Origin of the sequence: Bacteriovorax stolpii, from assembly GCF_002872415.1 — a bacterium.
Lineage (GTDB): Bacteria > Bdellovibrionota > Bacteriovoracia > Bacteriovoracales > Bacteriovoracaceae > Bacteriovorax > Bacteriovorax stolpii.
Genome location: NZ_CP025704.1, coordinates 2,292,166 through 2,318,544, shown reverse-complemented (window position 1 = coordinate 2,318,544; position 26,379 = coordinate 2,292,166). Strand labels below are relative to the sequence as shown.

The 26,379-nt window shown below is 41.6% G+C and carries 27 protein-coding genes; 17 read left to right on the top strand and 10 right to left on the bottom strand.

Annotated elements, in window-relative coordinates:
- Positions 1-10 precede the first annotated feature (10 nt).
- The 4 genes from C0V70_RS11345 to C0V70_RS11330 are packed head-to-tail and all read right to left on the bottom strand — an operon-like array spanning position 11 to position 3,777.
- Positions 11-268, bottom strand: coding sequence for a hypothetical protein (locus C0V70_RS11345; RefSeq protein WP_102243976.1), 258 nt, complete (start codon positions 266-268; stop codon positions 11-13).
- 14 nt (positions 269-282) lie between these two features.
- Positions 283-1,725: an outer membrane protein assembly factor BamD gene (locus C0V70_RS11340; protein ID WP_102243975.1), complete on the bottom strand. Its 1,443-nt coding sequence runs from the start codon at positions 1,723-1,725 to the stop codon at positions 283-285.
- 22 nt (positions 1,726-1,747) lie between these two features.
- Positions 1,748-2,467 carry an outer membrane beta-barrel domain-containing protein gene (locus C0V70_RS11335; protein WP_102243974.1) on the bottom strand — a complete coding sequence of 240 codons (720 nt, stop codon included), beginning with the start codon at positions 2,465-2,467 and terminating at the stop codon, positions 1,748-1,750.
- On the bottom strand, positions 2,467-3,777 hold the full coding sequence (locus C0V70_RS11330; RefSeq protein ID WP_102243973.1) for a vWA domain-containing protein: 1,311 nt from the start codon (positions 3,775-3,777) through the stop codon (positions 2,467-2,469). The genes C0V70_RS11335 and C0V70_RS11330 overlap by 1 nt, the downstream gene beginning before the upstream one ends.
- Before the next feature lie 324 nt (positions 3,778-4,101).
- On the opposite strand from C0V70_RS11330, the gene C0V70_RS11325 reads away from it, so the two are divergent.
- The 7 genes from C0V70_RS11325 to C0V70_RS11295 all read left to right on the top strand — a co-directional run bounded on the left by C0V70_RS11325 (position 4,102) and on the right by C0V70_RS11295 (position 10,697).
- Positions 4,102-4,311 (top strand): hypothetical protein, encoded by a 210-nt coding sequence (locus C0V70_RS11325; RefSeq protein ID WP_102243972.1) that lies wholly within the window; start codon positions 4,102-4,104, stop codon positions 4,309-4,311.
- Positions 4,292-5,728, top strand: coding sequence for a protein adenylyltransferase SelO (locus tag C0V70_RS11320; RefSeq protein ID WP_102243971.1), 1,437 nt, complete (start codon positions 4,292-4,294; stop codon positions 5,726-5,728). The genes C0V70_RS11325 and C0V70_RS11320 overlap by 20 nt, the downstream gene beginning before the upstream one ends.
- Before the next feature lie 17 nt (positions 5,729-5,745).
- Complete coding sequence (locus C0V70_RS11315; RefSeq protein ID WP_102243970.1) at positions 5,746-6,084, top strand: CoA-binding protein; 339 nt, start codon at positions 5,746-5,748, stop codon at positions 6,082-6,084.
- 91 nt (positions 6,085-6,175) lie between these two features.
- The gene (locus tag C0V70_RS11310) at positions 6,176-7,357 is read left to right on the top strand and encodes a hypothetical protein (protein ID WP_102243969.1); all 1,182 of its coding nucleotides are present in this window, start codon (positions 6,176-6,178) and stop codon (positions 7,355-7,357) included.
- A gap of 13 nt (positions 7,358-7,370) precedes the next feature.
- Positions 7,371-8,534 carry a hypothetical protein gene (locus C0V70_RS11305; RefSeq protein WP_133566631.1) on the top strand — a complete coding sequence of 388 codons (1,164 nt, stop codon included), beginning with the start codon at positions 7,371-7,373 and terminating at the stop codon, positions 8,532-8,534.
- Positions 8,535-8,600: 66 nt separating this feature from the next.
- Positions 8,601-8,837 carry a hypothetical protein gene (locus C0V70_RS11300; RefSeq protein ID WP_102243967.1) on the top strand — a complete coding sequence of 79 codons (237 nt, stop codon included), beginning with the start codon at positions 8,601-8,603 and terminating at the stop codon, positions 8,835-8,837.
- A gap of 162 nt (positions 8,838-8,999) precedes the next feature.
- Complete coding sequence (locus C0V70_RS11295; RefSeq protein ID WP_102243966.1) at positions 9,000-10,697, top strand: methyl-accepting chemotaxis protein; 1,698 nt, start codon at positions 9,000-9,002, stop codon at positions 10,695-10,697.
- On the opposite strand, the gene C0V70_RS11290 is transcribed toward C0V70_RS11295, so the two are convergent.
- Together C0V70_RS11290 and C0V70_RS11285 are read right to left on the bottom strand one after the other, a co-directional pair.
- A complete protein-coding gene (locus C0V70_RS11290; RefSeq protein WP_102243965.1) occupies positions 10,694-12,118 on the bottom strand; it encodes a bacteriohemerythrin in 1,425 nt (474 codons plus the stop codon). The two genes, C0V70_RS11295 and C0V70_RS11290, sit on opposite strands and share 4 nt — an antisense overlap.
- A gap of 140 nt (positions 12,119-12,258) precedes the next feature.
- Positions 12,259-14,277 carry a hypothetical protein gene (locus tag C0V70_RS11285; protein ID WP_102243964.1) on the bottom strand — a complete coding sequence of 673 codons (2,019 nt, stop codon included), beginning with the start codon at positions 14,275-14,277 and terminating at the stop codon, positions 12,259-12,261.
- 60 nt (positions 14,278-14,337) lie between these two features.
- Between C0V70_RS11285 and C0V70_RS11280 the strand changes: the two genes are divergently transcribed.
- The gene (locus tag C0V70_RS11280; RefSeq protein WP_133566632.1) at positions 14,338-16,080 is read left to right on the top strand and encodes a DUF6178 family protein; all 1,743 of its coding nucleotides are present in this window, start codon (positions 14,338-14,340) and stop codon (positions 16,078-16,080) included.
- Here the strand turns inward: C0V70_RS11280 and C0V70_RS11275 are convergent.
- Together C0V70_RS11275 and C0V70_RS11270 are read right to left on the bottom strand one after the other, a co-directional pair.
- The gene (locus tag C0V70_RS11275; protein WP_102243962.1) at positions 16,077-16,457 is read right to left on the bottom strand and encodes a hypothetical protein; all 381 of its coding nucleotides are present in this window, start codon (positions 16,455-16,457) and stop codon (positions 16,077-16,079) included. The two genes, C0V70_RS11280 and C0V70_RS11275, sit on opposite strands and share 4 nt — an antisense overlap.
- Positions 16,458-16,464: 7 nt before the next feature.
- Complete coding sequence (locus tag C0V70_RS11270) at positions 16,465-16,977, bottom strand: hypothetical protein (RefSeq protein WP_102243961.1); 513 nt, start codon at positions 16,975-16,977, stop codon at positions 16,465-16,467.
- A 189-nt stretch (positions 16,978-17,166) separates the two neighbouring features.
- Between C0V70_RS11270 and C0V70_RS11265 the strand changes: the two genes are divergently transcribed.
- The 3 genes from C0V70_RS11265 to C0V70_RS11255 all read left to right on the top strand — a co-directional run bounded on the left by C0V70_RS11265 (position 17,167) and on the right by C0V70_RS11255 (position 19,308).
- Complete coding sequence (locus C0V70_RS11265) at positions 17,167-17,766, top strand: hypothetical protein (protein WP_133566633.1); 600 nt, start codon at positions 17,167-17,169, stop codon at positions 17,764-17,766.
- Positions 17,767-17,778: 12 nt separating this feature from the next.
- A complete protein-coding gene (locus tag C0V70_RS11260; RefSeq protein WP_102243959.1) occupies positions 17,779-18,813 on the top strand; it encodes a TadA family conjugal transfer-associated ATPase in 1,035 nt (344 codons plus the stop codon).
- A 153-nt stretch (positions 18,814-18,966) separates the two neighbouring features.
- Entirely contained in the window at positions 18,967-19,308 is a 342-nt protein-coding gene (locus tag C0V70_RS11255) for a hypothetical protein (RefSeq protein WP_102243958.1), read from the top strand.
- Here the strand turns inward: C0V70_RS11255 and deoC are convergent.
- Positions 19,305-19,988, bottom strand: a complete 684-nt coding sequence (deoC, locus tag C0V70_RS11250) for a deoxyribose-phosphate aldolase (RefSeq protein WP_208107747.1) — start codon at positions 19,986-19,988, stop codon at positions 19,305-19,307. The genes C0V70_RS11255 and deoC overlap by 4 nt on opposite strands.
- 120 nt (positions 19,989-20,108) lie before the next feature.
- Between deoC and C0V70_RS11245 the strand changes: the two genes are divergently transcribed.
- The 6 genes from C0V70_RS11245 to C0V70_RS11220 all read left to right on the top strand — a co-directional run bounded on the left by C0V70_RS11245 (position 20,109) and on the right by C0V70_RS11220 (position 25,297).
- Positions 20,109-20,969 (top strand): sensor histidine kinase, encoded by an 861-nt coding sequence (locus C0V70_RS11245; protein ID WP_211292597.1) that lies wholly within the window; start codon positions 20,109-20,111, stop codon positions 20,967-20,969.
- Between the two features lie 3 nt (positions 20,970-20,972).
- Complete coding sequence (locus C0V70_RS11240) at positions 20,973-21,743, top strand: response regulator transcription factor (RefSeq protein WP_102243956.1); 771 nt, start codon at positions 20,973-20,975, stop codon at positions 21,741-21,743.
- A 47-nt stretch (positions 21,744-21,790) separates the two neighbouring features.
- Positions 21,791-22,558 (top strand): enoyl-ACP reductase FabI, encoded by a 768-nt coding sequence (locus tag C0V70_RS11235; RefSeq protein ID WP_102243955.1) that lies wholly within the window; start codon positions 21,791-21,793, stop codon positions 22,556-22,558.
- A 138-nt stretch (positions 22,559-22,696) separates the two neighbouring features.
- The gene (locus tag C0V70_RS11230; RefSeq protein ID WP_102243954.1) at positions 22,697-23,533 is read left to right on the top strand and encodes a hypothetical protein; all 837 of its coding nucleotides are present in this window, start codon (positions 22,697-22,699) and stop codon (positions 23,531-23,533) included.
- Between the two features lie 56 nt (positions 23,534-23,589).
- Positions 23,590-24,753 carry a hypothetical protein gene (locus C0V70_RS11225; protein ID WP_102243953.1) on the top strand — a complete coding sequence of 388 codons (1,164 nt, stop codon included), beginning with the start codon at positions 23,590-23,592 and terminating at the stop codon, positions 24,751-24,753.
- 103 nt (positions 24,754-24,856) lie between these two features.
- Complete coding sequence (locus tag C0V70_RS11220; RefSeq protein ID WP_102243952.1) at positions 24,857-25,297, top strand: hypothetical protein; 441 nt, start codon at positions 24,857-24,859, stop codon at positions 25,295-25,297.
- A gap of 43 nt (positions 25,298-25,340) precedes the next feature.
- Here C0V70_RS11220 and C0V70_RS11215 read toward each other — a convergent pair whose 3' ends face one another.
- Positions 25,341-26,378 (bottom strand): uroporphyrinogen decarboxylase family protein, encoded by a 1,038-nt coding sequence (locus C0V70_RS11215; protein ID WP_102243951.1) that lies wholly within the window; start codon positions 26,376-26,378, stop codon positions 25,341-25,343.
- Position 26,379: the final 1 nt, after the last annotated feature.

Genomic DNA, 26,379 nt, shown 5'->3' with positions numbered 1-26,379 from the left:
TTAAGTGCAATTAGCGTAGGTTTTCAATTTCTCTGCGGTTTTCAAAGTCAAAGTTATTTTTTTCAAGCAGCGAGCGTTTAAAAGATTGGCGTTCTCTTTCGTTAACTGTTAAGTCCCCTGGGGCCATGATCTGTCCTTTGATCTCTAAACTCCCAAGGTCGATGACTTCATATTCTTTATATTTATAAATAACGTTTTTCTTTTCCTCCTGGGCCATAAGCCCAGAAGAAAAAAGAAGTGATAATGTTGTGACAGCTAATATTTTCATAATTTGTCCCTTAATTATTTATTGGCCACTTTTTTGTTATCGACACAGGCAGACTGAAGACCAAAAGAGTAGTCCCCAAGTTCATCGGCCCAGAAAGAACCGTTGAAGTCAAAGAAGTACTGGCTCGTCTTTCTGTTGATGTTCACATCAGAACCACGAGAACGACCTGCTTCAGCGATAGCCTTGGCATTGTAGATGTCATCGCGTTTCTTCGACAGAAGCTCTAGTTTCAGGTTGAACATCGAGTAGCTGTGCTTGTGAATCTCGTTAACGAAAGTGAAAATCTCTTTTTTAATATAGTGGTTGATCTTGGCGCTGATAAAACCGATTGTTGAATCCAGGTTCCCTTCAAGGTTTTCTGTGAATTCATTTCTGTTTTTTAGGCGCTTTAATAAGGCCAGCTCATCTTTAGCCGCTTTTAAGCTCGCTAAGTCCAGGTTGAACTTAACCTGCTTTCTCGTTTGAGTGATCAGGTTTCTGATGAATGGGTTTAAGTTCCCTCTGGTTTCTGGGTCTGCATAATAAAGATCCAGGAAGTAAGTGTGAGACATTTTGTTTTTACCAAGAATGTCTTTTAGCGCCTGGGCCTTTGGTTGGTAGAACTCATAAAAGTGATCAACAACTTTTAGTGAATCATCCCACAGACATAGGTTGTAGTAAGAAAGGGCCATTAAAACTTCCGCTTCTGGGAAGAAGTAACTTTCTAGTAGTGGAGCTTTGTACGTTACTGTCAGACCAAGAGCGCGGTTATAGTCTTTTAGGTAGTAGTGTGCCCAGGCCTGATCCATCAGGATATATGGCCATTTGTAAGAGCGTTTGTCGATTTGTTCATAAGTTGTAAGAGCGTCTTCGTATTTTTTCTCTTCGATTTTCACTCTTGCAGTTCTAATGATACAAGTCTCTTTCAGGTAATTGTAGTAGCGCTTAAGTTTTTCACCCTTAACGTTTGATTCTTGTGCTGTTGATTTTTTCACACAAGCTTCATACAGGTTAAGAGCTTCAATATTTTTGCGTTCCATGTTTCTGATCGTCCCTTTAATCAAGGCCGCCTCAGCAGAAAATTGGTGAGTTTCAGGGATGCGCGAAAGGATTTCATAGGCCTTGGCATTCTGATCCTTGTTAAAAAGTCTCGTCCCCAGAATCAGTGAGATCGATGGAATGTTGAAGCTCTCCAGGCGTTTTTCATCCAAGTTTAAAACGGCCATTGTACCAGTCTTTAGAACCAGTGTTTCAATGTCAGCTTCAAGTTCAGGGTCGATTTCATTGTTGGTTTCAAGGTAGTTATTGATGTAGGGGATCGCACTAAAATAGTAAGATCCTTCAATCAACTCGTGAGCAATTTTCTTGTCGCGGGTCTTTGATTTATCTTTTTGATAAAGTTCATAAGCACCTTTAGCAGAAGCATGCACCTGCGATGTGACTGTAAGAAGAGCGATTAACAGTGCTAAGTATTTCATATGACCTCTAAGATTTTATAAATTAGAAAGAGACCCCGATTGTCAGGATGGCATCAGTATTTTGTCTAAGCTTTGAGCTTGGAGTCTTACCGTTAACTGTCGGTCCTGGGGCCTTGTAGTTATTCATGATCAGGTCTACACCGATATGAATATTTTTTGTTGCATGGAAACTAAGACCTGTTTTTGCAATCACTGAAGTGTACTTTTCATCTTTGTATGTGTTGGCCTGAGCTGGAACAGCAACTGAAGTCGCGTTACTAGACGTGTTCAGTTTCCCAAGCCCCAGACCTAAGTTCCAGTCAAAGTAGAAAATTTTGTTAAACGTATTGATCTTCCCGTAGAAAGGAGACCACTTCGCTACCACACCATAGTTGCTGTCAGTTTTTCTGATAAACGGAATAGAGCCGTTTAAGCGTTTTAAGTTTTCCATGGCTTCGTTGTCACTGTTGCTGTACTTAGTGTACAGAAGTTCCACCGCCCATTCTTCCGTCAGGTAGAAACCTGCATTGGTGTGAACCATTGAGGTGTCTTGGAAGTTTGATGATAGACCCATACCGTAACCAAGGTTCAGGTAAACAGTTTTGTCTTTTTTGTGAACTTTATTCTGAAGAACGTATACTTTTTTATCTGGATCCAGCCACATAAAATCATATAAGTCTTTTTCATCAGCCCTAAGCGCGGGTGCGCTTAGGGTGAATGAAACAAGTGAAAGAGCGATAATATTTCTAAATTCTAGTTTCATTAAATGGCTCCTAATACTGTCGCTTTAACTTTATAGCGAACTTCAACTTTAGATCCCTCGGCAGGTAGAGAATTAGCATCGAACTTTACAGTTCTTTGGGCAGCATTAAAGACGTAACCAGAGCTGACTTTTACGTTGTTAACATAAACGTCTACTTTGTCTTCGTAAGGAGATTCATTAAGAGCAAAACTATCCATTAAGTTGACAATTCTTCCCCCCATATCCAGAAGGATAGTAGAGAAGTCTTGCTTAATGTCGGCAGTAATACCAGCTGTCGCAGTGGCAACTTCTTTGTAACGGTTACCGATAGTCTCCCATTGGTTCCCATAGTTTTTCACTGTTACGATAGAGTAGGCCTTAACCATCCCTTTGTTTGTTTTCTGAGCTTGAAGCTTATCAAGATACTCTTGCACTTTTTTGTCTGACTGGTCTTCCTCATCAGAGATGTAAACCACAACTAAGAAAGCATCTGGTCTTAAAAAGCTTGAAGCGTAACGGTCCATAAAACTTGCAGATGTTTTTAATCCTTGCTCAATCCCTGATCCAGATGTTCCTACCTTTACCCATTTCGTAAAGTTATTTAGGAACGCAGTTTTATTTCCTTTTGCAGAAGCACTAGTCAGTTTTGCACTATCACCAACCATTTTCCCATTTCTTGTCGATGTCCCATCTGTCGTTGTGATGGCCATCTTGAAGTCGATATCCTTTTCGATAAATTGGTTAATGAATGACTGAAAGTTTTTCCCTAGAGCATCCTGTTCATCCGCCATTGATCCAGAGTCATCAATGACCCATAGGATGTCGACGTCACCGTTCTTCCCTTTGTTTTGAGTGAAGATTTCTGAACGGTCGTTTAAGATCACAACTGGCTCTGTAATCGGTGGCTCAACTACCGGTGGGTTTACCACTGGAGGATTGACGACAACAGGTGGATTAGTTACTGGAGGGTTAGTCACCGGAGGAGTGACAACAGGAGGTTCTGTCACTGGAGGATTAACAACTACCGGAGGATTTGTTGTTCCACCGCCACCGCCGTTATCTCCTGTGTTTCCACCACCGGTATTGCCGCCACCAGTGTTTCCACCGCCAGTTCCAGTATCACCACCACCGGTGTTTCCTCCACCAGTGCTGCCGCCACCGTCACCACCAGGCACAATTCCGCCGCCATTACCGCCAGTGTCTCCACTAGGTGTACTGATTTCAGAAAGGCCTTGTTTTTCGTAGAACTCACTTTGCTTACAGGCACCAAGAACGAGAAGGCATAGGGCAATAAGCAAATGCTTTTTGCCTCGAGAAAGATTTAATAGCATGAACGTCCCCATCTAACGTCAAAGATTTGATCTTTTCCGAAACTCTGATTTTGATAACAACAAAACGTGCAACTTCAGTAAACGAACTACTTCAAAATCAAAGGCTATTAGGTGGTTTGATTATAGCGATTTAGGAAGTGAGTTTTTCAGGGATTAAAGTTTTTTCAAGAATATCCGACAAGAATTGATGAATATTCATGACTTATTTGTGCTTTTTTTTCAAAAATTCGTGATAAAATTACTTTAAGCGGATCTTTAAAAAGTGCCAATTCCGGTGGACACCGCAAGTAGTAAGTATCTCAACTCTATAACAGGAGAAGTAACATGTGCCTAATTTGCGTAGAATTCAATAAGAAGCGCATGACTCGTGAAGAAGTGAAAAAAGCTTTACCCGAGATGGTGATGTTTGCTAAAACTGAAGAAGACAGGAATCATTATAAGAAGCTCCAGTCATTAGGAGATTCGTCTGACGAAAATGCACTTTCAGATTTTATCGATGATCATGTAAGTAAATATGGGAAAAAAATTAGCTGATTTAGAATACACCAACCGCCTCTATAAGAAGGCCCCTTTTCTTTATGCCCAAGTTAAACCTACGCCGCTTAAAGAACCAAAACTTTTACATTTAAATACTGACCTGTTTGAACGCATGGAGCTTGATCCTTCACTCAAGGATGCTCCTTCGTTTCTGCGTTTTTTGAATGGAGACCTGGATTTTGAAGGGCTCTTTTTTGGTGCTAGCTTTTATTCGGGCCACCAGTTTGGCCATTACGTTCCACGCTTAGGTGATGGACGGGCCATTACACTGGCAGAAGTCAAAAACCATTTAGGTGAGCACTTTGAGCTGCAACTAAAAGGCTCTGGACTCACACCATTTTCCCGCATGGGTGATGGCAAGGCCGTGGTGCGATCAAGCATCAGAGAGTACCTGGCGAGCGCTCATTTAAAGGCGTTGGGAATCCCGAGCACTGAAGCACTGGCCGTGATTACCGGTGCAGATGATGTCTATCGCGAAGAAATTGAAAAGAGCGCCATCGTTTTACGTGTGGCCGAAAGTTTTCTGCGTTTTGGTCATTTCCAATATTATGCGCACACCAATCAAAAAGAAGAGCTTAAAGAACTTGTGGAGTTTGCAATTTCCCATTATTTCCGCGAATACCACGATCATCCAAACCGTTATGTGCTTTTTTATCAAGAAGTCATAAAGAGAACGGCGAAGCTTTTTGCCAACTGGCAAGCGGTTGGTTTTTGTCATGGAGTTTTAAACACTGACAATATGTCTTTATTGGGACTGACACTTGATTACGGCCCTTACGGCTTTATCGATCACTTCGATCAGGATCATGTTTGCAACCACTCTGATCATGAAGGCCGCTACAGTCTGGGGAATCAGCCGGGAATCGGCATGTGGAACCTGGAAAGACTTGGGGAGGCCCTCGCTGATTTTATCAATGAAGAAGACAGAAAGAGGACGCTGGAGACTTATCCACCGCTTTTCTTATATGAATACAGAAGAGTGCTTTTAGAAAAGTGTGGGCTTTATAAAATGCACCTGGATGATGAGGACTTACTAAGAGGTATGCTCAACATGCTGGTGACAAGTAAGATTGATTACACTCAATTCTTCCGTGCGCTTTCTCGCTATGAAAAAGGAAGCTTAGTCTTAAATGGATTTGATAATCCAGAACTCAAAGAATGGCTTGCTCGTTACGAACAAAGACTTGTGATTGAAGAAGAGGATGAATCTTCCCGTCACGAAAAGATGCTCGGGCGTAATCCGAAATTTATTTTAAGAAACTATATCGCTCAGATGGCCATTGAAGACGCGTCGATGATGCCTTTAGTTTTCCAGGTGCTTACAAACCCCTTTGCCGAGTGGGAGGACTTCCACGAGTGGTCTAAACCAGCACCGGTCAAATATAAAAATCTGTCAGTGAGCTGTTCGTCTTAACTCATACGAGGTGACTTATGAAAGTTGTCGTTTTTGGATACTCTGAAAACCCGGAGCGCTACTCGAATATGGCGGCCAATCTTCTTCATGATTACAAACACGAAGTGGTGACGATTAACCCTCGCCAGGAAGAAGAGCTCAAAAAGATTAACACCACTTTCCACACCCTGACTCTTTATGTGAATCCGCAAATTTCTGACAAATATCAGGATCTGCTTTTAAGCTCTAAACCTAAGCGAGTTATTTTCAATCCTGGGACGGAAAATCCCGCTTTAGAGAAGAAATTTGAAGCTCAAGGCGCAGAAGTAGTGATCGGATGCACTCTGGTCATGCTTAGAACGCAACAATTCGACTAGAGAATTCCCGAGCAAAAAGCTTTCTTTCTTGCCCAACTAGAGATTTAGATTTTTAATTATATCTATCAATCAACAATGGTGATGGGAACATATGCAAACAAGAACACTTATTGGTCTTTCGCTTTGTCTTGCTCTAATGTCAGGAACGACTCTGGCCGAAAGCAAAAAGAAAAAACAATTTTTACCGGACACAGCTGTTCGCCATAAGATGAACACCATTTCTGGCACCATCAGAAATCTTGGGCCATATATTGCGTCTGAGCAGGAATTCACTAAAGAGAACAATAAAAAATTTATTGAACAAAACCTGTTGAACTTAACAGACCTGTTTAAAAATCTAAAAGTTCACCCGGTGATTTCAACTCAAGGGCTTTCACTGAATCAATTGGTCATGACTGAACAACTTCAGCAGACTGTCACTTATTTTAGAGCGGGTAAGAGATCTCTGGCGCGAGCGAAATTCACCAGCGCCCTTAACTTATGTATTGGCTGCCACGCTCAGTCTCCAGGACAAGAGCTGGGAAAACTATTTGCTGATAAAGACATTCAAAAAATGAAAATCTCGCTTTTTGAAAAGGCCGAGCTTTATTTCATTACCCGCGACTATGATAAAGCGATGGAGCTCTACAATGAATTTTTAAGCAAAGTTAAAAAGAATGATGACGATGAGTTTATCTATAAAGCCCTGGAGCGCGAGCTGATCTACTACGTGCGTATTAAAAAAGATTTCGCTGCAGGCAAAGCACAATTTGATAAGCATCTAAAGGCGAAGCTCTTTAACGAAAAGATCACTGAAGAAGTCAGCGAGTGGAGCAGAACTCTGGGAGGGAAAACTCTTTGGGACGGCTTTAATCCTGAAGCGACCAAAGAAGAAGAGATGGAAAAGTTTATGAAAACTTTTATTGCCGACGATGAAGAAGGTCCGATCTTCACGGTGACAAACTCTTCTGAAGTTTACGACTTGAATCTTTCGACGATTCTTCTGGATTACTATAATGCCCATCCGGATACGCGCTTAGGAGGAAAAATCCTGTACTGGCTGGCGATCCTGGATAAGAGAATCAATGATGACTTATTCTTCTCAATCGGCGACTTCTATCTTCTTTCTTGTATGGAAAAATACAGCAAAGACCCGATTGCAGCGGAGTGTTTTGATGCCTACCAGGAAGACCTGGAGATCAATTACCTTTCAAAAGATAAAAAAGAATTCCCAAAAGACATCATTGAAAAACTTAATTCTTTGAAGAAGAAAATTAATTATATCGATGAATAAAAAGGCCATGTTTATGACAAGATTGTTTCTATTACTTTTTTTGATCTCTCACGTTTGCCTGGCGGCAGATGCTAAAAAAACAACGGGGGACCAAAAGACCGAGGCCCGTGCCATTATGGACGGTGTGTACGATTCTTTTGTTAAGGTGATTCCTTACGTGTACTCAGACGAAAAAAATGGGGGACTGCTATTAAAGGACTCTCAACAAAAAGTAGAGCTTTTAAAGAACCTCACAGATATTTCTGATTACTTTAAAAGTGCCCGTCACGTTGAGTATTTCCAGAGACCAGGATTTAGACCAAGCCTTGAAACAATCAATCACCATATGGACGATACAATCCGCTCGGTGAAAAATGACAATTTTGCCTTTGCTCAAAAACGCATGAAGGCCTTGACAGCTCTTTGTATCTCTTGTCACTCACAGCTTTCTGAAAGTGCCTCTCAAAATGCTTTTGGAACGGCCATCAATAAAGCAAAGAGAGAGACTTTTGACTCTGATTTCGCTTATGCCAACTATCTTTTCTTAGTCAGACGTTTTTCTGATTCAGAAAAATATTTTGACCTGGCAATTGAAAAGGCCCTTAAAGAAAATCAGGAGCATGAGCTATACTCATCATTGAGAAAAGAGATCTCGATTCACACGAAGATTGCTTTCAACGTTAAACAAGGCAACCAGATGATTGCCAGGTTTGAGAAGGATTCGAGACTTCCTCCACTGGCCAAGTCTTCATTAATGAGCTGGAAAAAATCACTTAACAAGTGGAAGTCGTTTAATCCTAAAAAAGTAAAATCGATTGACCGTTTTATTAAAACTTACCTGGCCCCGCTTGAGTCTGAAAAAGGGCAGACGGCCGGTGGTGAGCATGATGTGACTCTTTTAGTGGCAAGTGGTGTGCTTTCAAAGTATCTAAACGATCACCCAAAAACTCCACTGGCGCCTGAAATCCTTTATTGGCTTTCAATTGCTGAAAGAAGACTTTCGAATACCTACTTTTTCTCACTTAGTGACCTCTATTTAAAAGACTGTATCAAGCTTTACCCGAAGTCGCGTTTTGCTAAAAAATGCTACACTGAGTACGCGGAAAACATCGAATTTGGTTACAGTGGTTCGTCAGGGACGGATATTCCTGTCGAGGAAAAACAAGAGCTTGAGCGCCTGAAAGGGTACCTGAAGTAAGTTTTTCTTGAAGTTATGGCGTAAGGCCATTAAGATGAAAAAAAATAGAAATTAAAGGGATTGTATATGAGCGAAGCGGCTAAAGTTGAAAGTTTACCACAACCACCACAGCCAGAAGTAAATGCTGAGGGGATTAAGATTTACCCAACATCATTTATTCCGGCAAAAGCACATATGGAACCATCTCGTGTTCCAACAGCAAAAATGACTGGTCTTCAGATTGAAGTGATTCACGTTGTGATCTTCTTCGTTTTGACTATCGGGTTATTTATCAGCATGTGGAAAAAACCAAACGAAAGATAAGTTTTCACAAACATTTCAAAATAAAAAAGGCCATCCTCGAGATGGCCTTTTTTTTGTTCAAACTAAGCACAATTTTACTGACTAATATCAAAGTTTATTTATTTGAAACAAAGGCATACCTGCAATTAATGTTTATTTATAAATTAATTGTATGGGGATTGTATGGAGTGGTTCCAAAGAATCGGGCTAAGAGAAAAAGTTCTCTTAACTGTTGTTGTGACTTGTATTATCTGTGCGTCTGCTTCTTTAGGAGTAGGTGTCTATTTTAAAAACCGTGAGTTCCGTGAAGGTTTGGTAAGTAAGGCCCAGACGATTCATTCAAGAATCCATGTGGCCAGTCAGTATGTGGCCAAGCAGGGTGGACTTGCTAATATGGTTGATTTTTATAAAAAGAAATATAAGAGCTCAGATGAACTTACAGAAGAAGATAAACGAATCATCATTCAGCAGGTGCCGATCTATGCGGCCATGAGAATTGGTGCTGTCGACTCTGAAAAAGAGATGTACTCGTTTCGCGTTTTTTCCAATGAGCCAAGAAATAAGGACAATCAAGCAACACCAGAAGAGATGAAAATCTTTAATCGCTTTTCAGGAGATACCAATTTGGATGAAATTGTCCATGACAGTGGCAGGTATGTGACTGTCTATCGTCCTGTGCGCATTAAAGAGAAATCAGGATGCCTGACTTGTCATGGTGATCCGTTGACCAGCCCATGGGGGAACGGGAAAGATATCCTCGGCCAAAAAATGGAAAACTGGGAGGATGGAAAACTTCATGGCGTTTTTGCGATCACTAGTGATGTTAAAATGATTGCAGCTGAAAATCAGGATGCGGGAAAAATATCGGCCACGACTTATATGAGTGGTTTTATCACCGTCGGTGCTTTTTTTGCGCTGACGATGGCCTACTTTATTGTGCGCTCACCCCTTGAAACATTAAAGAATGTGACGATTAACCTGGAGAATTCAAAAGCACTTCTAATGCAGGCTTCAGAGCAGATAGGAGAGGCCTCAACGGATTTGGCAAGTTCTTCCAAGCAGCAGTCAATCTCGCTTAATGATACCGCGACATCGGTCAAGGAAATGAGTTCTATGATTGAGAGCAATTCGATGAATGCACAGGAGGCGGCCAATGCTTCCATTCGTTCTAAGACTAAAGCAGATAGTGGAAAAGCGGTTGTAAAAAAGATGATTGATTCAATGAAAGTGATTGATCAAAGTAACCAGGATATCGTAGAGCAGATCAATCAGAGCAATAATGAATTAAAGAGCATTATCCAGGTGATTTCAGAAATTGAGAATAAAACTAAGGTGATTAATGAAATCGTCTTTCAAACTAAACTTCTGTCTTTTAATGCCTCGGTAGAGGCCAGCAGGGCGGGTGAGCACGGTAAAGGTTTTGCAGTTGTGGCAGAAGAAATTGGAAACCTGGCGCAGATGAGTGGGAAGGCTTCGTTGGAAATTTCGACAATGCTGGAAGAAAGCATGGAGAAAGTTGATCGCATCATCGAAAAAACCAAGGCCAATGTCGACTCTTTAGTTTTGAGTGGCAATGAAAAAATTGAAAACGGAGTCATGACAGCCAAAGAGTGTGGCGATGTGCTGGAAGAAATTTTTAGAAACGTCTCTAATGTAACGAAGATTGCTTCAGCGATTGAAACGGCAGGCGCAGAGCAGGCCGAAGGAATTAGTGAGATAAATAAAGCGCTCGATGAGCTTCATCAAGTTACCCAGAAGAATAGTCATACAGGGCTTGAGACAGCTAGTGCCGCCGAAAAGCTCGCCAGCGAGTCCCGTGCCCTCAATATTATTGTGAGTGAGCTGTCGCAGACGATTTATGGTGATAAGAAAAAAAGTTAAGCTGCTTTCTCTTCGTGGTAGTGACCGGCATATTGCATATCCACACCCATGATGTGACTGATTAGCCAGTTTCTTAGAAACGAGATAAGTTTTTGGTCATCGAGAGTTCCTTTTTCAATCTGCTCGCCATAACGGCCGACTTGTTCAAGGAGTTTTTCGTGAATCTTTTTGTGAGAGTTAAGCTGAGGGTAGCCGATTGACTCCATGAACTTTTCTTCATGGCCAAAGTGCTCGCGAGTATAGGCCGCAAGGTCTTTGAAAGCATTGTAGAGAGTGATCTTGTCTTTTTTTACATACTGGGCAGAGAGGGCGTCCACCAGGATATTGATCTTGTTAACCAGGATCTTATGTTCATCGTCCATCTTATCAACTCCAAGCATAAGCTTGTCGTTCCAGACGAACTGTTGAAGTTTTTTGACTTTGTTTTTATCTTTCGGAAGATAAAATTTCATGTTCTCAGTGAACTTGATCAGGTCTTTTGTCTGATCAGCAAAAGCGTGGGCGTGCTCAGTCGACTGACTGGCCACTAAACGGTTTCTGTCTGCAACTTCCTGAAGGTTTCCAATCGCCTTATCTAAAAGCTCAACACCTTGAGACTGCTCTTTTGTGGCCACAGAAATTTCCTGCACCATCGAATTGATTTCTGCAATCTGGCCGGTAATAGAGGAGAAGATAGTCTCACAGCTTTTTGCCTGATTGTATCCTGCCTCGCTTCTTTTGGCCGTATCAGATGTTAACCTCTCAACTTTGACTTTTGTTTTTTCCAGCGCCTGATTAACAGACGTCACACTCTTTTCAACGATTTTAGAAATCTCATCAGCAGAGTTACCACTGACTTGAGCGAGTTTATTGATTTCTTCTGCTACGACTGCGAATCCTTTTCCGTGCTCACCAGCGCGGGCCGCTTCGACTGAAGCATTAAAAGAGAGAAGTTTTGTTTGAAAAACGATTTCATTAATAAGTTTGGTTTTTTCTGCGATCTCTTTAATAACCATGAGTGACTGAGAAAGCTCATTGATACTGTCTTGCATTTGGGACTGGAAGTTTTCACTTCCCACTTTAATTTCAAGACTTGAACTTACCATCTCTTGAACGATCTTATGTCCTTCGCTCGCCATATCCTGGAGACCTGAGGCCTTGTCATTAAGGTCTTTAGCATTGTCGCTAGTTCGCATGATCATTGAATTAATTTCATGACTGGCAGAAACAGTAGAGTTAAGGGTATCAAGCTGCTCTTCAGAAGCTTTAAAAAGATCTGAGCTAACAGTACTAACCTGTTCGGCCGATCCAGTGAGGTCAAAGCTGATTGTTGAGACATTATCCAGGTTGCTTAGGATATTTTTTCTGTCTCTTAAAAACTTGTATACAAAGTACACAGCAAAAGTCAGAAGAAGTGTGAGAAGTATCAATAAAAAATTCATAATCAGGGTCCTGGATTTTATTTTTTTTATGATATCGTCAAAGGAATAGTCTAACCTAAGAACATTTTTTGAATATGATAAGAATCACACTTTTTGCCTATCGTTAGACTTAATTCATTGAAATTTTAAGAAAATTTTATTTAAACTTTCCCGCAATTCTTGGCAGCTTCGAGTGAAGCTTCGATGATTTCTTTGATTTTTTCCGGAGTGATTTTCCCGTCTTTTAAAAGCTCGAGGAATTTAATACGAGATGATTCTCCCGCCTTTGCCAGATAGAGAAGGAAGGTATCAAGTTTTTCCATACCCGCTTCGCCTAATACGCGCACGACATCTTTTACTCTTTTTGCCATCTGAGTTTGCCCCAGGTAGCGCAGAATTTTTGTCGCCGCTTTGACTTGATCAGGAGAGATTTTGGCGTCTGACTTTAAGATGCTAAAGAGTTTTCCGGCGCTGGCCAAACTTAAACCCACGCTCGCTAGAGAAATACCTGCAGTCATGCGGGCGTCTTTAAATTCTACCAATGCATTTTTTGCTTCGATGATTGCAGTAGAGTCGCTATTGCGAGTTAAATACGCTGCCTCCAGGCGGTTCATTTCCTGGTACTGATCAAATGATTTTTTCCCGTAGTAGCCGGCACTGGCCAGCTCAACCGCACTTCCGGCAAGGGCAGTGTAACCCAGAATGCTTCCACCAATTGTTCCTGCGGCCACACCGGCCGTCAGTGAGCCAGTAATCATATAGGCCCCTGCCACAGTTCCCACACCTGTTAAAAGCAGAGCTCCACCAATCACAGCTGTTCCAATGGCAAAATACTTATCAAAGTTCTCATCGCTGACATCTTCTTTATTGATCTTGTTGATTGAATCACACATCAGACCGGCGTACTCAGGTTTTTTCATCAGAAGTTGTCCGGCGGCAAATGGATTGATCTTTACCAGTTCGGCAATATCGTCTTCGTCTGATACGATTTTTCCCTTTGTTTTGGTGGCATCGTAGGCGATGTTGAGCGTATCGTGAGCTTGGGCCAGCATCTTACCTTCGGCCTCTTTAATGGCGTCTTTTACATCACTTGTGGCAATTTTTTTATGTGGGATAAACTGGAACTGTGTGGTTTTTTTATTTTTAGTCGTATCATCGCTGTGAAAACGTTTGATGCTTCCAGCTTCGTCTTTCATTGTTTTGGTTAAAAGCAGGGGGCCAGCGTCTTTGGAAACCTCCGCCATATACTGGTTGATGTATCCGTCAAAACCTTTTTTTGCATTTTCATCATTGGTTAAATCGGCCGAGTCATAAATGTAACCGACGTCTTTTTTCACTTTGATTTTTGAGAGAGCAGAGTTCAAGCGATCAATAGAAGCATTTAGTGATGCTGTCGCCGATTCAGGAGTCATTTTTCCTTTCGGGTCCTGCGTTTTAGAAAAAGAAATCAAATCGTTTGCCAGCTCTTTTTTAAAGGCCGGGTCCATACTTTTACAAACGTCAGTGCTCGAGTAAAGACCTCTTCCCACCATTATTTTTTTCTGACAGACATCACCGATGACGGCATCCATTTCTTTTTGTGAAAGATATCCCGCCTTCATAAAATCAGGATTAAATTTTTGCCTGAAGGCCATAAGTGACTTGGCCGTATTGGTGATGATTTGTTTTGAAAGTTGATTTTGAAAGTAGGGTTTAACCGTTGCTTTCATCGCTTTCATCACACCGTTATTAAAATCAAGAAAGCTTTTATTTGTGCTATTTGTATTGGAAGGAAGACAGGGAAGGGCAGTGTCTTCAAGAGTGTTTAGACTTTGGAAACTCGCACTTAAAACGCGTTCGTGCAGTTTTCTTTTTGCTTCTTTGTCTTTAACACATTTTTCAAAGTGATCTTTAACTGCAATAAAATTAGCGAGCATTTGCTGGTGCTTTTGTAACTCCATTCCGTCAGCAGAATTTAAATACGCACGATTTTTTGGATCGCCCATCATTTTGTAAGTAGCATCGAGAAGCGACTTGCCGTGCTTGGCGATTAACTCCATACTTCCCACACCTGTTTTGATTTCACGGTGCTGAATCAGAAGATCGGCAAGGGGGTTAGAAGCTAATGGCGCAGCAAATCCTTCACTCTGAAACAAGAGCAGAAACGTAAGAGTGAAAGTAAGCAGTTGGCGAATGATCATCCTATGGGTCTTTTCGGATTATTCCTTGAATTCCTCGAGGGCAAATGCTATAAAAAACCCATGAGCGAAACACCTAAAAAACCAAGTAAAAACGATCCCTTAACTATCCTAATGAAAGAGTCTGATGCCTACAATCACCTCGATCAGATTGAAAAGTACGTTGAAGGAGGCCAGGACCTCTCGGTTTTACCCGTCCAGCCAGTTTATCTGGCCCTAAGGAAATTACCTTTAGACAAGGTCGCCGAGTATCTTCCGAAATTCTCCAAAGAGCAGCGCGAAGTTTTTATGGATATCGATCTTTGGCAAAAAGATGAAATCGATGTGGAGCACTTTACGTATTGGTTACAGGCCTATTCCTTAGTGGAAGATGAAGCAGTGAGAACTGATTTTGTAACCAGCGAACAGTTCCTGTTGTTTTTAAAAAGCCGCTTCAATGTCTGGAGCTTTGATGTCGAAGACCCGAATTACCCAGACCATGACAATTATTTTTTAACTGACGACAACCAACTTCTTTTTGAATTTGATGAAACATTCCCATACGTCGATGAAGTTCGTTCACTGATTCGCCATATTTATTACGAATTGGGAGTGGAGAATGCTTACGCATTCTTATTTAAAATGGTCTCTGATTCATTTTCTATTTTACAGGAAGAAGAGTATCAACTGCGCAAAGAGCGCATGAGAGATTATGGTTTTGTCGATTATATCGATGCGCTTGAAGCGGAAAACCCGTTTATCAACATCGACTTCTTAAATCTTTTCATTCAGAAAAAAACGGCAGCGACTGGTAGCATTGATGAAGTTTCCAAGAATCAAAACCTGCATAATTCATCGCTGGTTGCCTTTAAAGATCACTTTAAAAAAGTCATCGATGAACTTTTAAAAGTTTCAGATCAAAAGCGCGCGGACTTCCTGCAGTTTAATTTCGTCAGACTCATTAATGCCCGCCTTGAGTCTCAAGGCTCACTGAAAAAAGGTTCAGTGGCCATGACGAGAACTGGCTCGCAGACAAAAAATCTTATTCTTCTTGGTTTTAATTATATCAAGTCGACAGACTATTTAAAGGAAACACCAGAAGAAGGGCTCTTTACACTTTTTAGTTTCAGCGACCTGTATAAAATTGGAAACTCGCTGATCAAATTCAATTTAAAAGACTTAAAAAAGGCCCTGGCCGCTCACGGCTTCGAAGGGGATAAAGAGACATTCCTAGGAGACTACTGGAGTGATTTCTTGGATAACTCTTTTGATACTCCGACAAAATTCCATGCCCCAAAAGATGATTCTCCAAAAACAATTATCGAGTTTGAAGAGTATCAGATGTGGCTCTATAAAACGAAAACGCTGATGGCCTTAATGCCATTTGCAAGTAAGTTCTATGAGACACTGACGACTCTCAAAGAAGAAGGGCGTTTAATGGACAGCTATTACTTAAACTACACAGTGGATGACATCAACTTTGAGTCACTTTTATTAAGTAACTTTGCCAACTTCTACTTAAGCTCATTTAATGAAAATCCTTCGCAAAATAATGGGGCCAAGCTGGGACTGACCATTGATGAGTATAAAGCATTTTCTCAGGGAGTCGTCTCTCCTTCGGAAGGGAAGTTCATCCTGACTCCAGAGCTCTTTAAAAAGATCCAGAAATTCTCAGAGACTTATGGCCTTAATCAGGTCTTTGATTTCAACAATTACCTGCAGGATCTTCTAAAATCGCAGATGGAAGGCTACGACATCGATTCGATGTCGGATGAAGATTTTAAACACGTCGGCGGACCTATTATCCTGACTGTCGTTAAGCACTAAGCAAAATGTGAATTAATAAGCTGAGCGAGATTCTTCTGAAAAGGAGAGTCGAGCTTAGCTAGTTCCGAGCTCATTTTTTCCTTTAAGACTTTTTTCCTTTCCATTTGCAGCAGGATCAGTTTTTCAGTCTGAGAAAAATTCATTTTAAGCGGGATTTTTTTCGTAAGAAAAATCTCCAGCGCTGAAAGTCGATCGTTTTCCTGCTCCAGGAAATGCTGAAGTTCATATTGTTCGCCGACCTTGGCGTTTTCGCGCTCTTTTCTTTCGTGGTCTTTGTACTCTTCGCTCTTAACATAGTCTTCAAAGACATCTTCAAAGCCTTTAAGGCCTGCCAGGACTTCTTTTGAAAGGTTGGTGTTTCCGATTTTTTTGCTCATTTATTTCCTACCTGTCGCGCCCTTTAGTTTTTGCGGGTTTTTCAAAAAGCAGAGAGTTTAAGACCTCCAGAAAGTAGAGCTCTTTAGTCTCGACGTAGAGTTTTTTCTGAGCATCGGCAGAATCTTTCAGGTCCTGAGAGATCTTGTAGAGCTCGAGGTTTTTGATTTTATCAACTTTAAGCGAGAGCTTATTTAAGAGTTGAAGCTCTTTATTGTTTGGTCGCTTAACTTTTTTAAAGTAGTGCTCAGGCAGATCTTTTACTGATCTGACAGAGGGGAAAAGACTTTTTACCGATTTGCTGGTGATGATATAAAGCGGGTAGGGAAAACGCGGGTGAAGAGCGTTTTCTAAAATAACCTGCTCCAGATTCATAATCACAGCTTCCAGGTCCGCAGCTGTGTAGTTTGAGAGGTTGATGTAGCAGGGAACCTTGCCGATTCTTGAGTCCTCGACCACTTCCTGAACATCAGAAAGAGCTGGGCCTTTAAGGAGGATTTCTTCAAAAATAGGGATTTTCATGGCACTTCCATTTCGTTATTGAGACTGCTCTTAACTCAGTATAAACTAAGTTGTAAGTGATCTCTAGAGAGAACAAATTCACGCAAGGATTGCATGATCAACTTCCCTTATGTTTCGCTGCCTGAGTATTATACTCGGTTGCTAGCAAGCAACATTCAAAACTCCACCGCGGTTAACACTAACCTCGAAATGTATATCAACGAGAACAAAGAGCTCAATGCTCTAGTCAAAAAAGTCTTCAAAGACATCGACCCCGATGGATTCTTGGGAAAAATTCTTTCGATCTCGGGCTGGACTGGAATCAGAAACCGCCTGGCCGCTGTGTTTTTAGAGCATGCGATGACGGGAAGATTTCCGGAGACTGCAAATTTAAATTTGGTTACTGATTTAATCAACGTCGAAAATAAACTCCGCCACTTTACTCCTCCTGGCTTTAACCGCGCTTTTCTCCTGGCATTTTACGCCAAGATGTCTTTGATTCACATTAAGATGAGAAGTGACACCAGAGAGTTGACCCCACTCTTAATTAAAGACGAGCACATTGAGTACATGAAGCTTTCAAAGGCCAAATCAGTGCGCATCGACTGGCTGATGCTTCAGCTGATTCAGTTTGAGCATTACCTGGGACAAGAGAGGCTCTTTACTCTTTTGCAAAGTGAGACGAGATACGCCGCACTTTTTTCTTTGCTCTCAAAAGAAGAGCAAGGACAGATGATGAATAACTTTATGACTTACGGAGCTTCAATTAATGACTCCGATATTTTTACGACAGATGTTTCTACCCAATAGGAAAGGGCGATTATGAATAACAGTATCTGGAACTTAATCAACGATCTAAGCAAAAAAAACGGCATCACCGAGATCTTAATCAACGGGCCGAAAAATGTTTTCGTCGAAAGAGGCGGACAATTTATTCAAATCAACGCCAATCTTCCAGCGGCCGATATTAAGCAGTTCATTAAAGATGTTGCAGACATGAATCAGAAGACGTGTGATGGCGACAACCCGATTCTCGACGGGAATCTTCCGGATGGATCGCGTATCAACATCATCAATGAGCCTTTTGTTAACGGCTCACCGGCGATCTCAATTAGAAAGTATTTAAAATTTATTTCCAGCTTCGAATCTAATCAAGGCGTCTTCGGCCTTAGTCCTCACTGGGTTGATTTTTTAAGAGCAATCGTTCACTCGCGCTTAAATATCGTTGTTTCAGGAGGAACAGGTGTAGGGAAGACGACGTTTTTAAATTTAATGATCAATGAAATCGCAAAACACGAAAGAGTCATTGCGATTGAAGATACACCGGAGTTAACGATCAATATGCCCAACGTGGTGAGGCTTGAGTCCGGAGCTAAGGCCCTGATGTCGAAGTCGGCACTGAGCACCCGCGACCTGGTTAAAAACACTCTGCGTATGCGCCCAGACCGCATTATCATCGGTGAGACACGCGGAGGAGAGCTCTTTGATTTACTGCAGGCGATGAATACCGGACACGATGGAAGTATGACCAGCGTGCACGCCAGCTCTGCCAGCGAATGTCTTTCAAGAATGGAAACACTTTTCCTTCTTGCTGGATTTGAAATCCCATTAACTGTTGTCAGAAAGCAGATGACATCTGCTGTTCAATTCATCATTCAATTAGGCCGTGACAAAGAAGGCAATCGTGTGATCAACGAAATCATCGAAGTGTGTGGAATGGAAGGGCCAACGATGCTGGTTCAAACTATTGCCCGCAGGGAGGATGGTTTCCTGGTGTTTGAAGGGATTGCTCCTAAGTGCATGGAGAGGCTTAACCGCCAGGGTGGACTACCGCTTAATTTCTTTGAAAACATGTAAGAAGGCATGTAGCCCATTTTTGTTGTCAAAAAAACAACTCGATTTAAGGGCCTAATCTTAAGGGCCTCCCAGCAAAAACAGCCACATATTTAATCCTCTGATAAGAGGAGTAAGATAAGTAAAATTTAAAAGGACTCTTAGGGAGATACGCTTATGGCTTCAGTGGTGAAGATGGGCAGTGCCGTTTATTTAAAATTTAATCCTGATATGGATGAACTCTCAGATATGAAATTCACCTTTGAAAGAATAGGCGGAGAGTCCTTCGTGTTTGATCTTACATCACTCAAGAGTATGGGCCGTCATGCTCTTAACGAATTGATGAACTTCCAGGAAGAGGCGAGAAAAAAAGGAGATGTTTATATCCTTACTCCAGAGAGCAATATGCGTGAAGAGCTTTTAAATCTGCACGCGATTAAGGATAGTGAAATTTATAAAGATAGAAATGAAGTTCGCCAGGCCTTAAAGAAAAAGGCCAAAGGGCACTTTCCTATTTAATAGAAGTCTTGAGAAGCAATTCCCTTAACGATCGAAACACCTGCGCTTGTTCCTAAACGAGTTGCTCCTGCTGCCAGCATTTTTTTTGCCGTTTCCAGGTCTCTGATTCCACCACTTGCTTTGACATTCACCGACGTTGAAACACTCTCACGCATCAGTTTAATGTCTTCTACAGTGGCGCCACCGCCATTAAAGCCCGTCGATGTTTTGACAAAGTTCGCCCCGGCCTTCTCTGCGATCTGGCAGGCCTGGACTTTTTCTTCTTCACTCAGAAGAGATGTTTCGATAATGACTTTCACCACTTTTCCTTCGGCCGCATAAACGACTTCGCGGATGTCTTCTTCAACTAATAAAAGTTTTTGTGATTTAAGCGCACCGATATTGATGACCATATCAATTTCATTGGCCCCGTCTTTAATTGCGTGAGCTGCTTCAAAGGCCTTGACGGCCGTAGAGCTTGCTCCCAGAGGAAAACCGACAACCGTACAAACCTGAACGCCTGTGCCTTTTAAAAGATCAGCACAAGTGGCCACGTAGGCCGGGTTCACACAGACTGAGAAAAAGCGATATTGTTTAGCCTCATCGACTAGCGTGTGGATTTGAGCAAAAGTGGCATCTGGTTTTAGTAAAGTGTGGTCAATACTTTTTGCAATTGTGTCTTGAATGCTTGCTATTTCCATACGCTCCTTGCCTTATCATCTGTCTTCATTAACACTTTTAGTATGATTAAATCCCGGTGGTTTTACCATCCCTTATTTATTTTTATTTTCTCGCTTTTGGCCTTAGCGCTATCGCTCTTTTTGTACATTCGTTCGTACCTGCAGGTCAACGAGGCGCTTCAAGATGTGGTTATTAAATACAACCTTAATGCTAAGCAGATTCTTCAAAGCGAAACATGGGTTTTGATCCTGACTCTTTCTCTTCTGGTATCGGTTATCCTCGCAGGACTTTTCATCATCTATATCTATTACCAAAAGATGATACAGCTCTATAGATTACAGCAAAACTTTATCAATGGTTTTACCCATGAATTAAAGACGCCGATTGCTTCATTGCAATTATTCTTAGAGACTTTTTCCCGCCACGAGCTTGAGCGCCAGGAGCAGCTTCGCTACCTGGAATACATGAAGCGCGACACCAAACGTCTTTCAGACAACGTAAACCGCATCCTGCAATTGGGAAGACTGGAAGATAAAAACATTAAGGCCGATTTTAAAGATGAAGACCTTATTTCAGTGATTGGTCAGTTTATTAAAAATACGCCCCATCTTTTTGATGAAGGAAGAGTGGAGTTTGAAAGCGAAGTTGAAAGTTATTTTATGCAAATCGACTTCGGTCTTTTTGAAATGCTTTTAATGAACCTAGTGACTAATGGTTTTATTTACAACAAGTCCCGCGAAAAAGTGGTGCGTATCAAAGTCACGATGATTGAAAAAAGTTTAGTGATTGATATCAGCGATAATGGAATTGGTTTAGAAAAAAGCGAACTTAAAAAAGTCTTTAAAAAGTTCTATCAGGTAGGAAGATCTACGAAGGGAAGCGGATTAGGGCTTTACATTGTCCAGAGTATCGTTAAACTCCACAAGGGCGAAATTACCGCTCACAGTGATGGGGTGGGCAAAGGAACAATCTTCAGGATTGTTTTTAAGGAAACGAAATAGGTTATGGCAGTCGTCACAAAAAATACCGGCAAAAAAATTCTTATCATCGAAGATGAAAAGCATATTGCTGAGGCCATTAAACTCAACCTGCGCATGCTGGGCCACGATGTCTTGCACGCTCTTAATGGGCTTGAGGGACTCAATTATTACGGAGAGTATGCTCCGGAGCTAGTCATTGTCGATTTGATGATGCCGGAAATTGATGGTTTTGGCGTGATCACTGAGATTAGAAAACGTGATCCGAAGATTCCGATCCTCGTTATTTCGGCCAAAGAACAAGTTAAAGAAAAAATCAAATGCCTCTCGCTTGGAGTTGATGATTATCTTTCAAAGCCTTTTGACCTGGATGAATTTCTTCTACGCGTAGACCGTCTTTTAACTCGCATGGAATGGAATACGGTTGCGCCTGAGGACCTGGCCAAACAAGAGGAAGATGAGATCGCTTTACTCGGCGAAAGCTATGAGTTTGGTGATCATCAGGTAGACTTTAAAAACCTGAAGGCCTATTCATTTAAAAAATCTAATCCACAAAATTTCGATTTAACTTTGCAGGAAATTAAGATCCTCAAAGTCTTTTTTGCTCATCCAAATATGCCTTTGACTCGCGAAGAAATTCTCGAGAAAGCAGTAGGCTATGACCGCGGCGTGAGTACCCGAACTTTAGACAATTTCATTGTGCGCTTTAGAAAGTACTTCGAGAGCGATCCTAAAGACCCGAAGTTCTTTAAAAGTGTGCGCTCAGTCGGCTATCTTTTTGACAGACAAGGCGAGTAAAGTTACTCTTTCCCCACTAAATTTTAGAGTTTAATGAGGAGTTAATGATGGGTCTTCTGACTGGAAAAAAAGCCTTAGTTTTAGGTATTGCAAACGATATGTCGATTGCATGGGGAATCACAAAAGCACTTAAAGCTGAAGGGGCGCAAGTGGCGCTTTCTTATTTAAACGAAAACCTACAAAAACGCGTTGAACCACTTGCTGCTGAAGTGGGTGCTGACTTTATTTTTGAAATGGATGTAACGATTGATGAGCACTATGAGCGCATCCAAAAAATCGTAGAAGAAAAATGGGGCAAATTCGACATTCTTGTTCACTCACTTGCCTTTGGCGATAAAAACGACCTGAAAGGACGTTTCGTTGAAACTTCTCGCAACGGTTTTAAAATGGCCTGCGATATTTCAGCTTTCTCACTCATCGGTCTATGTAATGCTCTTAAAAACAACATGAACGACGACGCTTCAGTTATCGCCATGACATACCACGGATCTGTAAAAGTTCTTAAAGGCTACAACGTCATGGGTGTCGCAAAAGCGGCCCTTGAAGCTTCGACAAGATACTTAGCAGACGATCTTGGACCTCAAAACATTCGTGTAAATTGTATTTCAGCAGGACCAATCAGAACGCTTGCAGCTTCTGCAGTTCCAGGACTAAAAGACTTCTTAAAAGTGATTGAAGAAAAAGCACCGCTTAGAAAGAACGTTACTCAAGACGACGTAGGAGGCACAGCTGTGTACCTTGCTTCGAGACTTTCTCACGGGGTGACAGGACAAGTTCTTTACGTTGATTCTGGTATCAATATCATGGCCCAATAATGACTTAAGAAGGCCCCTTCCTCGGAAGGGGCTTTTTTTAGGTAGTCATTCAAATCATTTTTTTCCATTTTTCGGCAATTATACCCTCTAGCTTTCACGCCCTCTCCTCGATAAACTTTATTCAGGTAAGGGGAGCTTATGAAACACATTCTTATTTTTTCATTACTCGCATTTTCAATGAACACTATGGCAGATGATTGTCAGTCATCCTTTTATTCATTGGGAAAATCCCTTCCGGGACTCAAGCTTCCAACAACTGGAATCACTTTTGATAATGCTGTTAAAGCAGATTTTTGCTTTGATCCCAAAGCGGGAAAAGAGTATGTGAAAGAGTTTGAAGCTTTAAAAGCAGTTCATATCTTCGGTGAAAATAATTGTGCTGACCCGGAAAAACTTTCGGCCGATGAACAAATAAAACTCACGCGCTTTATGATGAAGGTGATGGAAGAAAAGCCACTCAATCTTTATTCACTGACTCCTCCAGGAGTCGTTGATGAAAACTACGCTCCTAAAAAATTAGTTTTCTCCAATGTCCAAACAGATAAAACTGTTTTCAATTTTAAAGATGCCAACCGCTTAACTGGAACTGACGTTTTTAAAATTGGCGGAGTCATCGTTGGGTCATCATTAGTAGGAACAGTGATGAGCAGACAAATTTATAAAGGCAGTGAGTTTGCTGATAAAAGAAAGCACGAAATGGCCGGAGCTTTAATCAATCTAGCAGGCTCTGGAGTCGCCTATGTGGCGATTGAAACGATGGGGCTCGGAAATAAACTTAATCTCTCTAAGCACGCCAGAAAATGTGCAGTGACCGCGACAGGAAGCTTAATGCTTTTTGTAGCGGCCGCTGGCAAAGAGGCCTACGATAAAACCAAACCTAAAAAACACACAGTCGACGCCAATGACTTTGTCGCCACCGTCCTGGGCGGTGGAGCTGGGGCCCCTTTTATAGTCTCTTGTGGCTTTGATTTCTAATACTTATCTCCAAGTAAGACATTGACTCATGGGTCTAGTAAGGGTAAATCTCACCCATGGCAAAAAAACAACTGCAATCAGGCCTGAAGCTTACAGGCATCGCACCCAATATTCTTTTAACCCACGTTCAAAATACGGCGCCTTTCTTATTCAACGGTGAAATCGACACTACCGGAAAAGAGCGCGCTTACTTAGCAAAGCTGGTTTTTTACAAAAAGAATTTAAACTCCCTAAAAAATATCGACCTGACAGAATACTTCCACATCTGCATGGCCGCTCATTGGACGACCGCGGGAACATTTGTTCCAACCGATGTTGACAACCAAATCAGAAAAGGATTGTGGGAGCACGCTGAAATAAAAAAACACATCGAACGCATGGCCAAAATCACCATCGCTTCGTGGACTTGGGACTATGAACAAGTCACTAATAGAAAATCTTATAACCCGGAACGTGGCCAAGTCATGAGCACGCATGAAGGGACATGGCTTTCTGTGGCCATCGGTGGCTACTGCGCTCTAATGAGACACAAACAATTCGATTTAGCAAAAGAAGTGGCCGATGTTATTCTTGCTGAAGCTGAAAAAGAAGAAAAACTTCTTTTAGAGTTAAGAGAAAAAAGAGACCACGTAAACTTCTTAAGATCAACCGCTCTTATGGCCCACAATTTCGGTGACCTTGACCGTGTGATCGATCAATGGGAAATGCCGGAAGACGATCCCTTTAGAAAACGCATTTATAAATTAGGTCACAGACTCAATGAGGCCCAGGACCCGATCCTAGTTTACGCCGGACAGGTTAACAAAGCATTCTTATCTGTAGAAAACCACCGTCACATGTCGATGAGACAACCAAAATGTCTTCGTCGCTCAAATAAATTCCTGATCCCTGTCGGTCCATTTATGGACAAGTGGGGAAGAGACTTAGGCGAAACCAAACTTTTAACTAATGATGAAAAAGGCGAAATCGTCTGCGCTTTTTTAGAAGGCTTCGGCCGTCAGGATGCGGCCCTAGGCTACGTGCGCGCTTACCACGGAATGATGAGCGTTCTTCCTCGTGGACTTGAAACTCTTGAGCAGAACATTCCTTACGATGTTGTGGCCGAACTTAGAAATTCGCGCTTTGGAGAACTTGCTAAAGTATCGGAAGAAGAGATGGTGGCAAGTTATAAAAAACGCCTGGAAGAGTTTGTCTGCCCAATCACAAATTTGAAGTTCTAAATCATCTTTTTATTAGATTGTTAAGATTCGTTTAAGAGTCTTGAAATCTTCCATGCACCTGTGATTTAACAGGCCCTAATCTACTATACTCGGGGGAGTGTCTATGAAAAAAGGGCTTGTAGTTTTCGCGGTACTTTTATCATCTGGGAGCGTTTTTGCTTCGTTTGGAGAAGGCGACATTTTAAAAGAAGTTTGGACCTGTAAAGGCAAGAGCGACTCGGTTGTAGACTCTGTCACGGTGACGGTTGATAGAGTAAAGAACACTGTTCTTGGTGGGCTTTATGATGGGACGATGACTGGATCAGAAATCGGTTTAAGAAAGGGATCTGATCTTTATAAGCTTGAAGGCTACGTGGCCCCAGGACATGATAACAGAGAGTACTCTGTGCAGTTGGTTCAGAGTAGAAGAGATGATTTCGATTATGGGTTTGAAACAAAAGTAAAAGGACAGGCCGTTGTTGTTTTCCAAGGTTTCATTGACTGTATTGGAGATGTTGGGGGAGCGGAAGTTCTTTCGTGTGATGTGGAATTAGAAAGAAAGTAATAAAGAAATAAAAAAGGCCAGCTTGTTAGCTGGCCTTTTTATTTTAGTAATTAAAGTTTTTGTGAATGTACTCCACCGTTTTTCTGACATTACTTTCCGGAGTCTGCTGAAGAACCCCATGCCCTAAACCACAAATCCAACGATCCAGGTTTTTCAGGTCTTTTAACGGCGCCCAGAATTGTTCTAATTTCGCTTCAACAATCGGCCAGTCATAGTGCAGGTAACTCGGATCAAAGTTTCCTTGGATCATGTAATCGTTTCCAAGCGTTTTAAGCGCAGCTGATAAATCCATTCTCCAGTCAATTCCCAGAACGTCGATGTTCTTGTCCTGGATTTCCTGAAGGTAGTTCATGTGAGTGAGCTTTGAGTAGTAGACTACTTTTTTCGTAGGGTGAAGTTTCTTAAATTCGCTCGTCACTTTTCTAAGCATTGGCAGAACAAATTCTTTAAAGTCATTAAAAGTTAATTCACCAACAGCTGTATCAAATAAGCATACAGCATCTGCTCCACCTTCAGCTTGAACCGACATTTCTGTCAGAAGCTCTGGAAGAAGAATTTCACAAAAACCTTGCCATCTGCCATCGTAGAAACCTTTTTTTGAGCTGGTTAGGTTTCCAGAGTGCGACCCTTCAACTGCGTAAGTGTAAAGTGTCCATGGAGCACCAACAAAGCCTAGAAGAGATTTCGTTTGCGGAAGTTCAGCGCGAAGAAGTTTTGTCGCTTCTTTTTGGAAGTTATAATACGCTCTTGATTCCTGAATCAGTTTACATTTTTTTACATCAGCTGGTGTCTCAAGTCTGAATTCTAAAATTGGCCCTGGAGCATACGTTAATCCCAGTCCAAGTTGCTCAAGAGGGAAGAGAAGATCCGAGAATAAAATCGCGGCATCGAAATTAAAATCGCGAATTGGTCCCATGGTGATTTCACAGGCCATAACCGGGTTTTTACACATAGTCATAAAGTCAGAATCTTTTTTAATATTCTGATAGTGAGAGTGGTAGCGACCTGCCTGGCGCATGAACCATACCGGCACTTGAGTCTTTCCATCGTTTGTTTTTAGTCGATCGTTAAATAATCCCATG

Bases quoted from the DNA above. Each gene is read 5' to 3' on its own strand.
- C0V70_RS11345 (WP_102243976.1), bottom strand. From the start codon at position 268: ATGAAAATATTAGCTGTCACAACATTATCACTTCTTTTTTCTTCTGGG.
- C0V70_RS11340 (WP_102243975.1), bottom strand. From the start codon at position 1,725: ATGAAATACTTAGCACTGTTAATCGCTCTTCTTACAGTCACATCGCAG.
- C0V70_RS11335 (WP_102243974.1), bottom strand. From the start codon at position 2,467: ATGAAACTAGAATTTAGAAATATTATCGCTCTTTCACTTGTTTCATTC.
- C0V70_RS11330 (WP_102243973.1), bottom strand. From the start codon at position 3,777: ATGCTATTAAATCTTTCTCGAGGCAAAAAGCATTTGCTTATTGCCCTA.
- C0V70_RS11325 (WP_102243972.1), top strand. From the start codon at position 4,102: ATGTGCCTAATTTGCGTAGAATTCAATAAGAAGCGCATGACTCGTGAA.
- C0V70_RS11320 (WP_102243971.1), top strand. From the start codon at position 4,292: ATGGGAAAAAAATTAGCTGATTTAGAATACACCAACCGCCTCTATAAG.
- C0V70_RS11315 (WP_102243970.1), top strand. From the start codon at position 5,746: ATGAAAGTTGTCGTTTTTGGATACTCTGAAAACCCGGAGCGCTACTCG.
- C0V70_RS11310 (WP_102243969.1), top strand. From the start codon at position 6,176: ATGCAAACAAGAACACTTATTGGTCTTTCGCTTTGTCTTGCTCTAATG.
- C0V70_RS11305 (WP_133566631.1), top strand. From the start codon at position 7,371: ATGACAAGATTGTTTCTATTACTTTTTTTGATCTCTCACGTTTGCCTG.
- C0V70_RS11300 (WP_102243967.1), top strand. From the start codon at position 8,601: ATGAGCGAAGCGGCTAAAGTTGAAAGTTTACCACAACCACCACAGCCA.
- C0V70_RS11295 (WP_102243966.1), top strand. From the start codon at position 9,000: ATGGAGTGGTTCCAAAGAATCGGGCTAAGAGAAAAAGTTCTCTTAACT.
- C0V70_RS11290 (WP_102243965.1), bottom strand. From the start codon at position 12,118: ATGAATTTTTTATTGATACTTCTCACACTTCTTCTGACTTTTGCTGTG.
- C0V70_RS11285 (WP_102243964.1), bottom strand. From the start codon at position 14,277: ATGATCATTCGCCAACTGCTTACTTTCACTCTTACGTTTCTGCTCTTG.
- C0V70_RS11280 (WP_133566632.1), top strand. From the start codon at position 14,338: ATGAGCGAAACACCTAAAAAACCAAGTAAAAACGATCCCTTAACTATC.
- C0V70_RS11275 (WP_102243962.1), bottom strand. From the start codon at position 16,457: ATGAGCAAAAAAATCGGAAACACCAACCTTTCAAAAGAAGTCCTGGCA.
- C0V70_RS11270 (WP_102243961.1), bottom strand. From the start codon at position 16,977: ATGAAAATCCCTATTTTTGAAGAAATCCTCCTTAAAGGCCCAGCTCTT.
- C0V70_RS11265 (WP_133566633.1), top strand. From the start codon at position 17,167: ATGTATATCAACGAGAACAAAGAGCTCAATGCTCTAGTCAAAAAAGTC.
- C0V70_RS11260 (WP_102243959.1), top strand. From the start codon at position 17,779: ATGAATAACAGTATCTGGAACTTAATCAACGATCTAAGCAAAAAAAAC.
- C0V70_RS11255 (WP_102243958.1), top strand. From the start codon at position 18,967: ATGGCTTCAGTGGTGAAGATGGGCAGTGCCGTTTATTTAAAATTTAAT.
- deoC (WP_208107747.1), bottom strand. From the start codon at position 19,988: ATGGAAATAGCAAGCATTCAAGACACAATTGCAAAAAGTATTGACCAC.
- C0V70_RS11240 (WP_102243956.1), top strand. From the start codon at position 20,973: ATGGCAGTCGTCACAAAAAATACCGGCAAAAAAATTCTTATCATCGAA.
- C0V70_RS11235 (WP_102243955.1), top strand. From the start codon at position 21,791: ATGGGTCTTCTGACTGGAAAAAAAGCCTTAGTTTTAGGTATTGCAAAC.
- C0V70_RS11230 (WP_102243954.1), top strand. From the start codon at position 22,697: ATGAAACACATTCTTATTTTTTCATTACTCGCATTTTCAATGAACACT.
- C0V70_RS11225 (WP_102243953.1), top strand. From the start codon at position 23,590: ATGGCAAAAAAACAACTGCAATCAGGCCTGAAGCTTACAGGCATCGCA.
- C0V70_RS11220 (WP_102243952.1), top strand. From the start codon at position 24,857: ATGAAAAAAGGGCTTGTAGTTTTCGCGGTACTTTTATCATCTGGGAGC.
- C0V70_RS11215 (WP_102243951.1), bottom strand. From the start codon at position 26,378: ATGGGATTATTTAACGATCGACTAAAAACAAACGATGGAAAGACTCAA.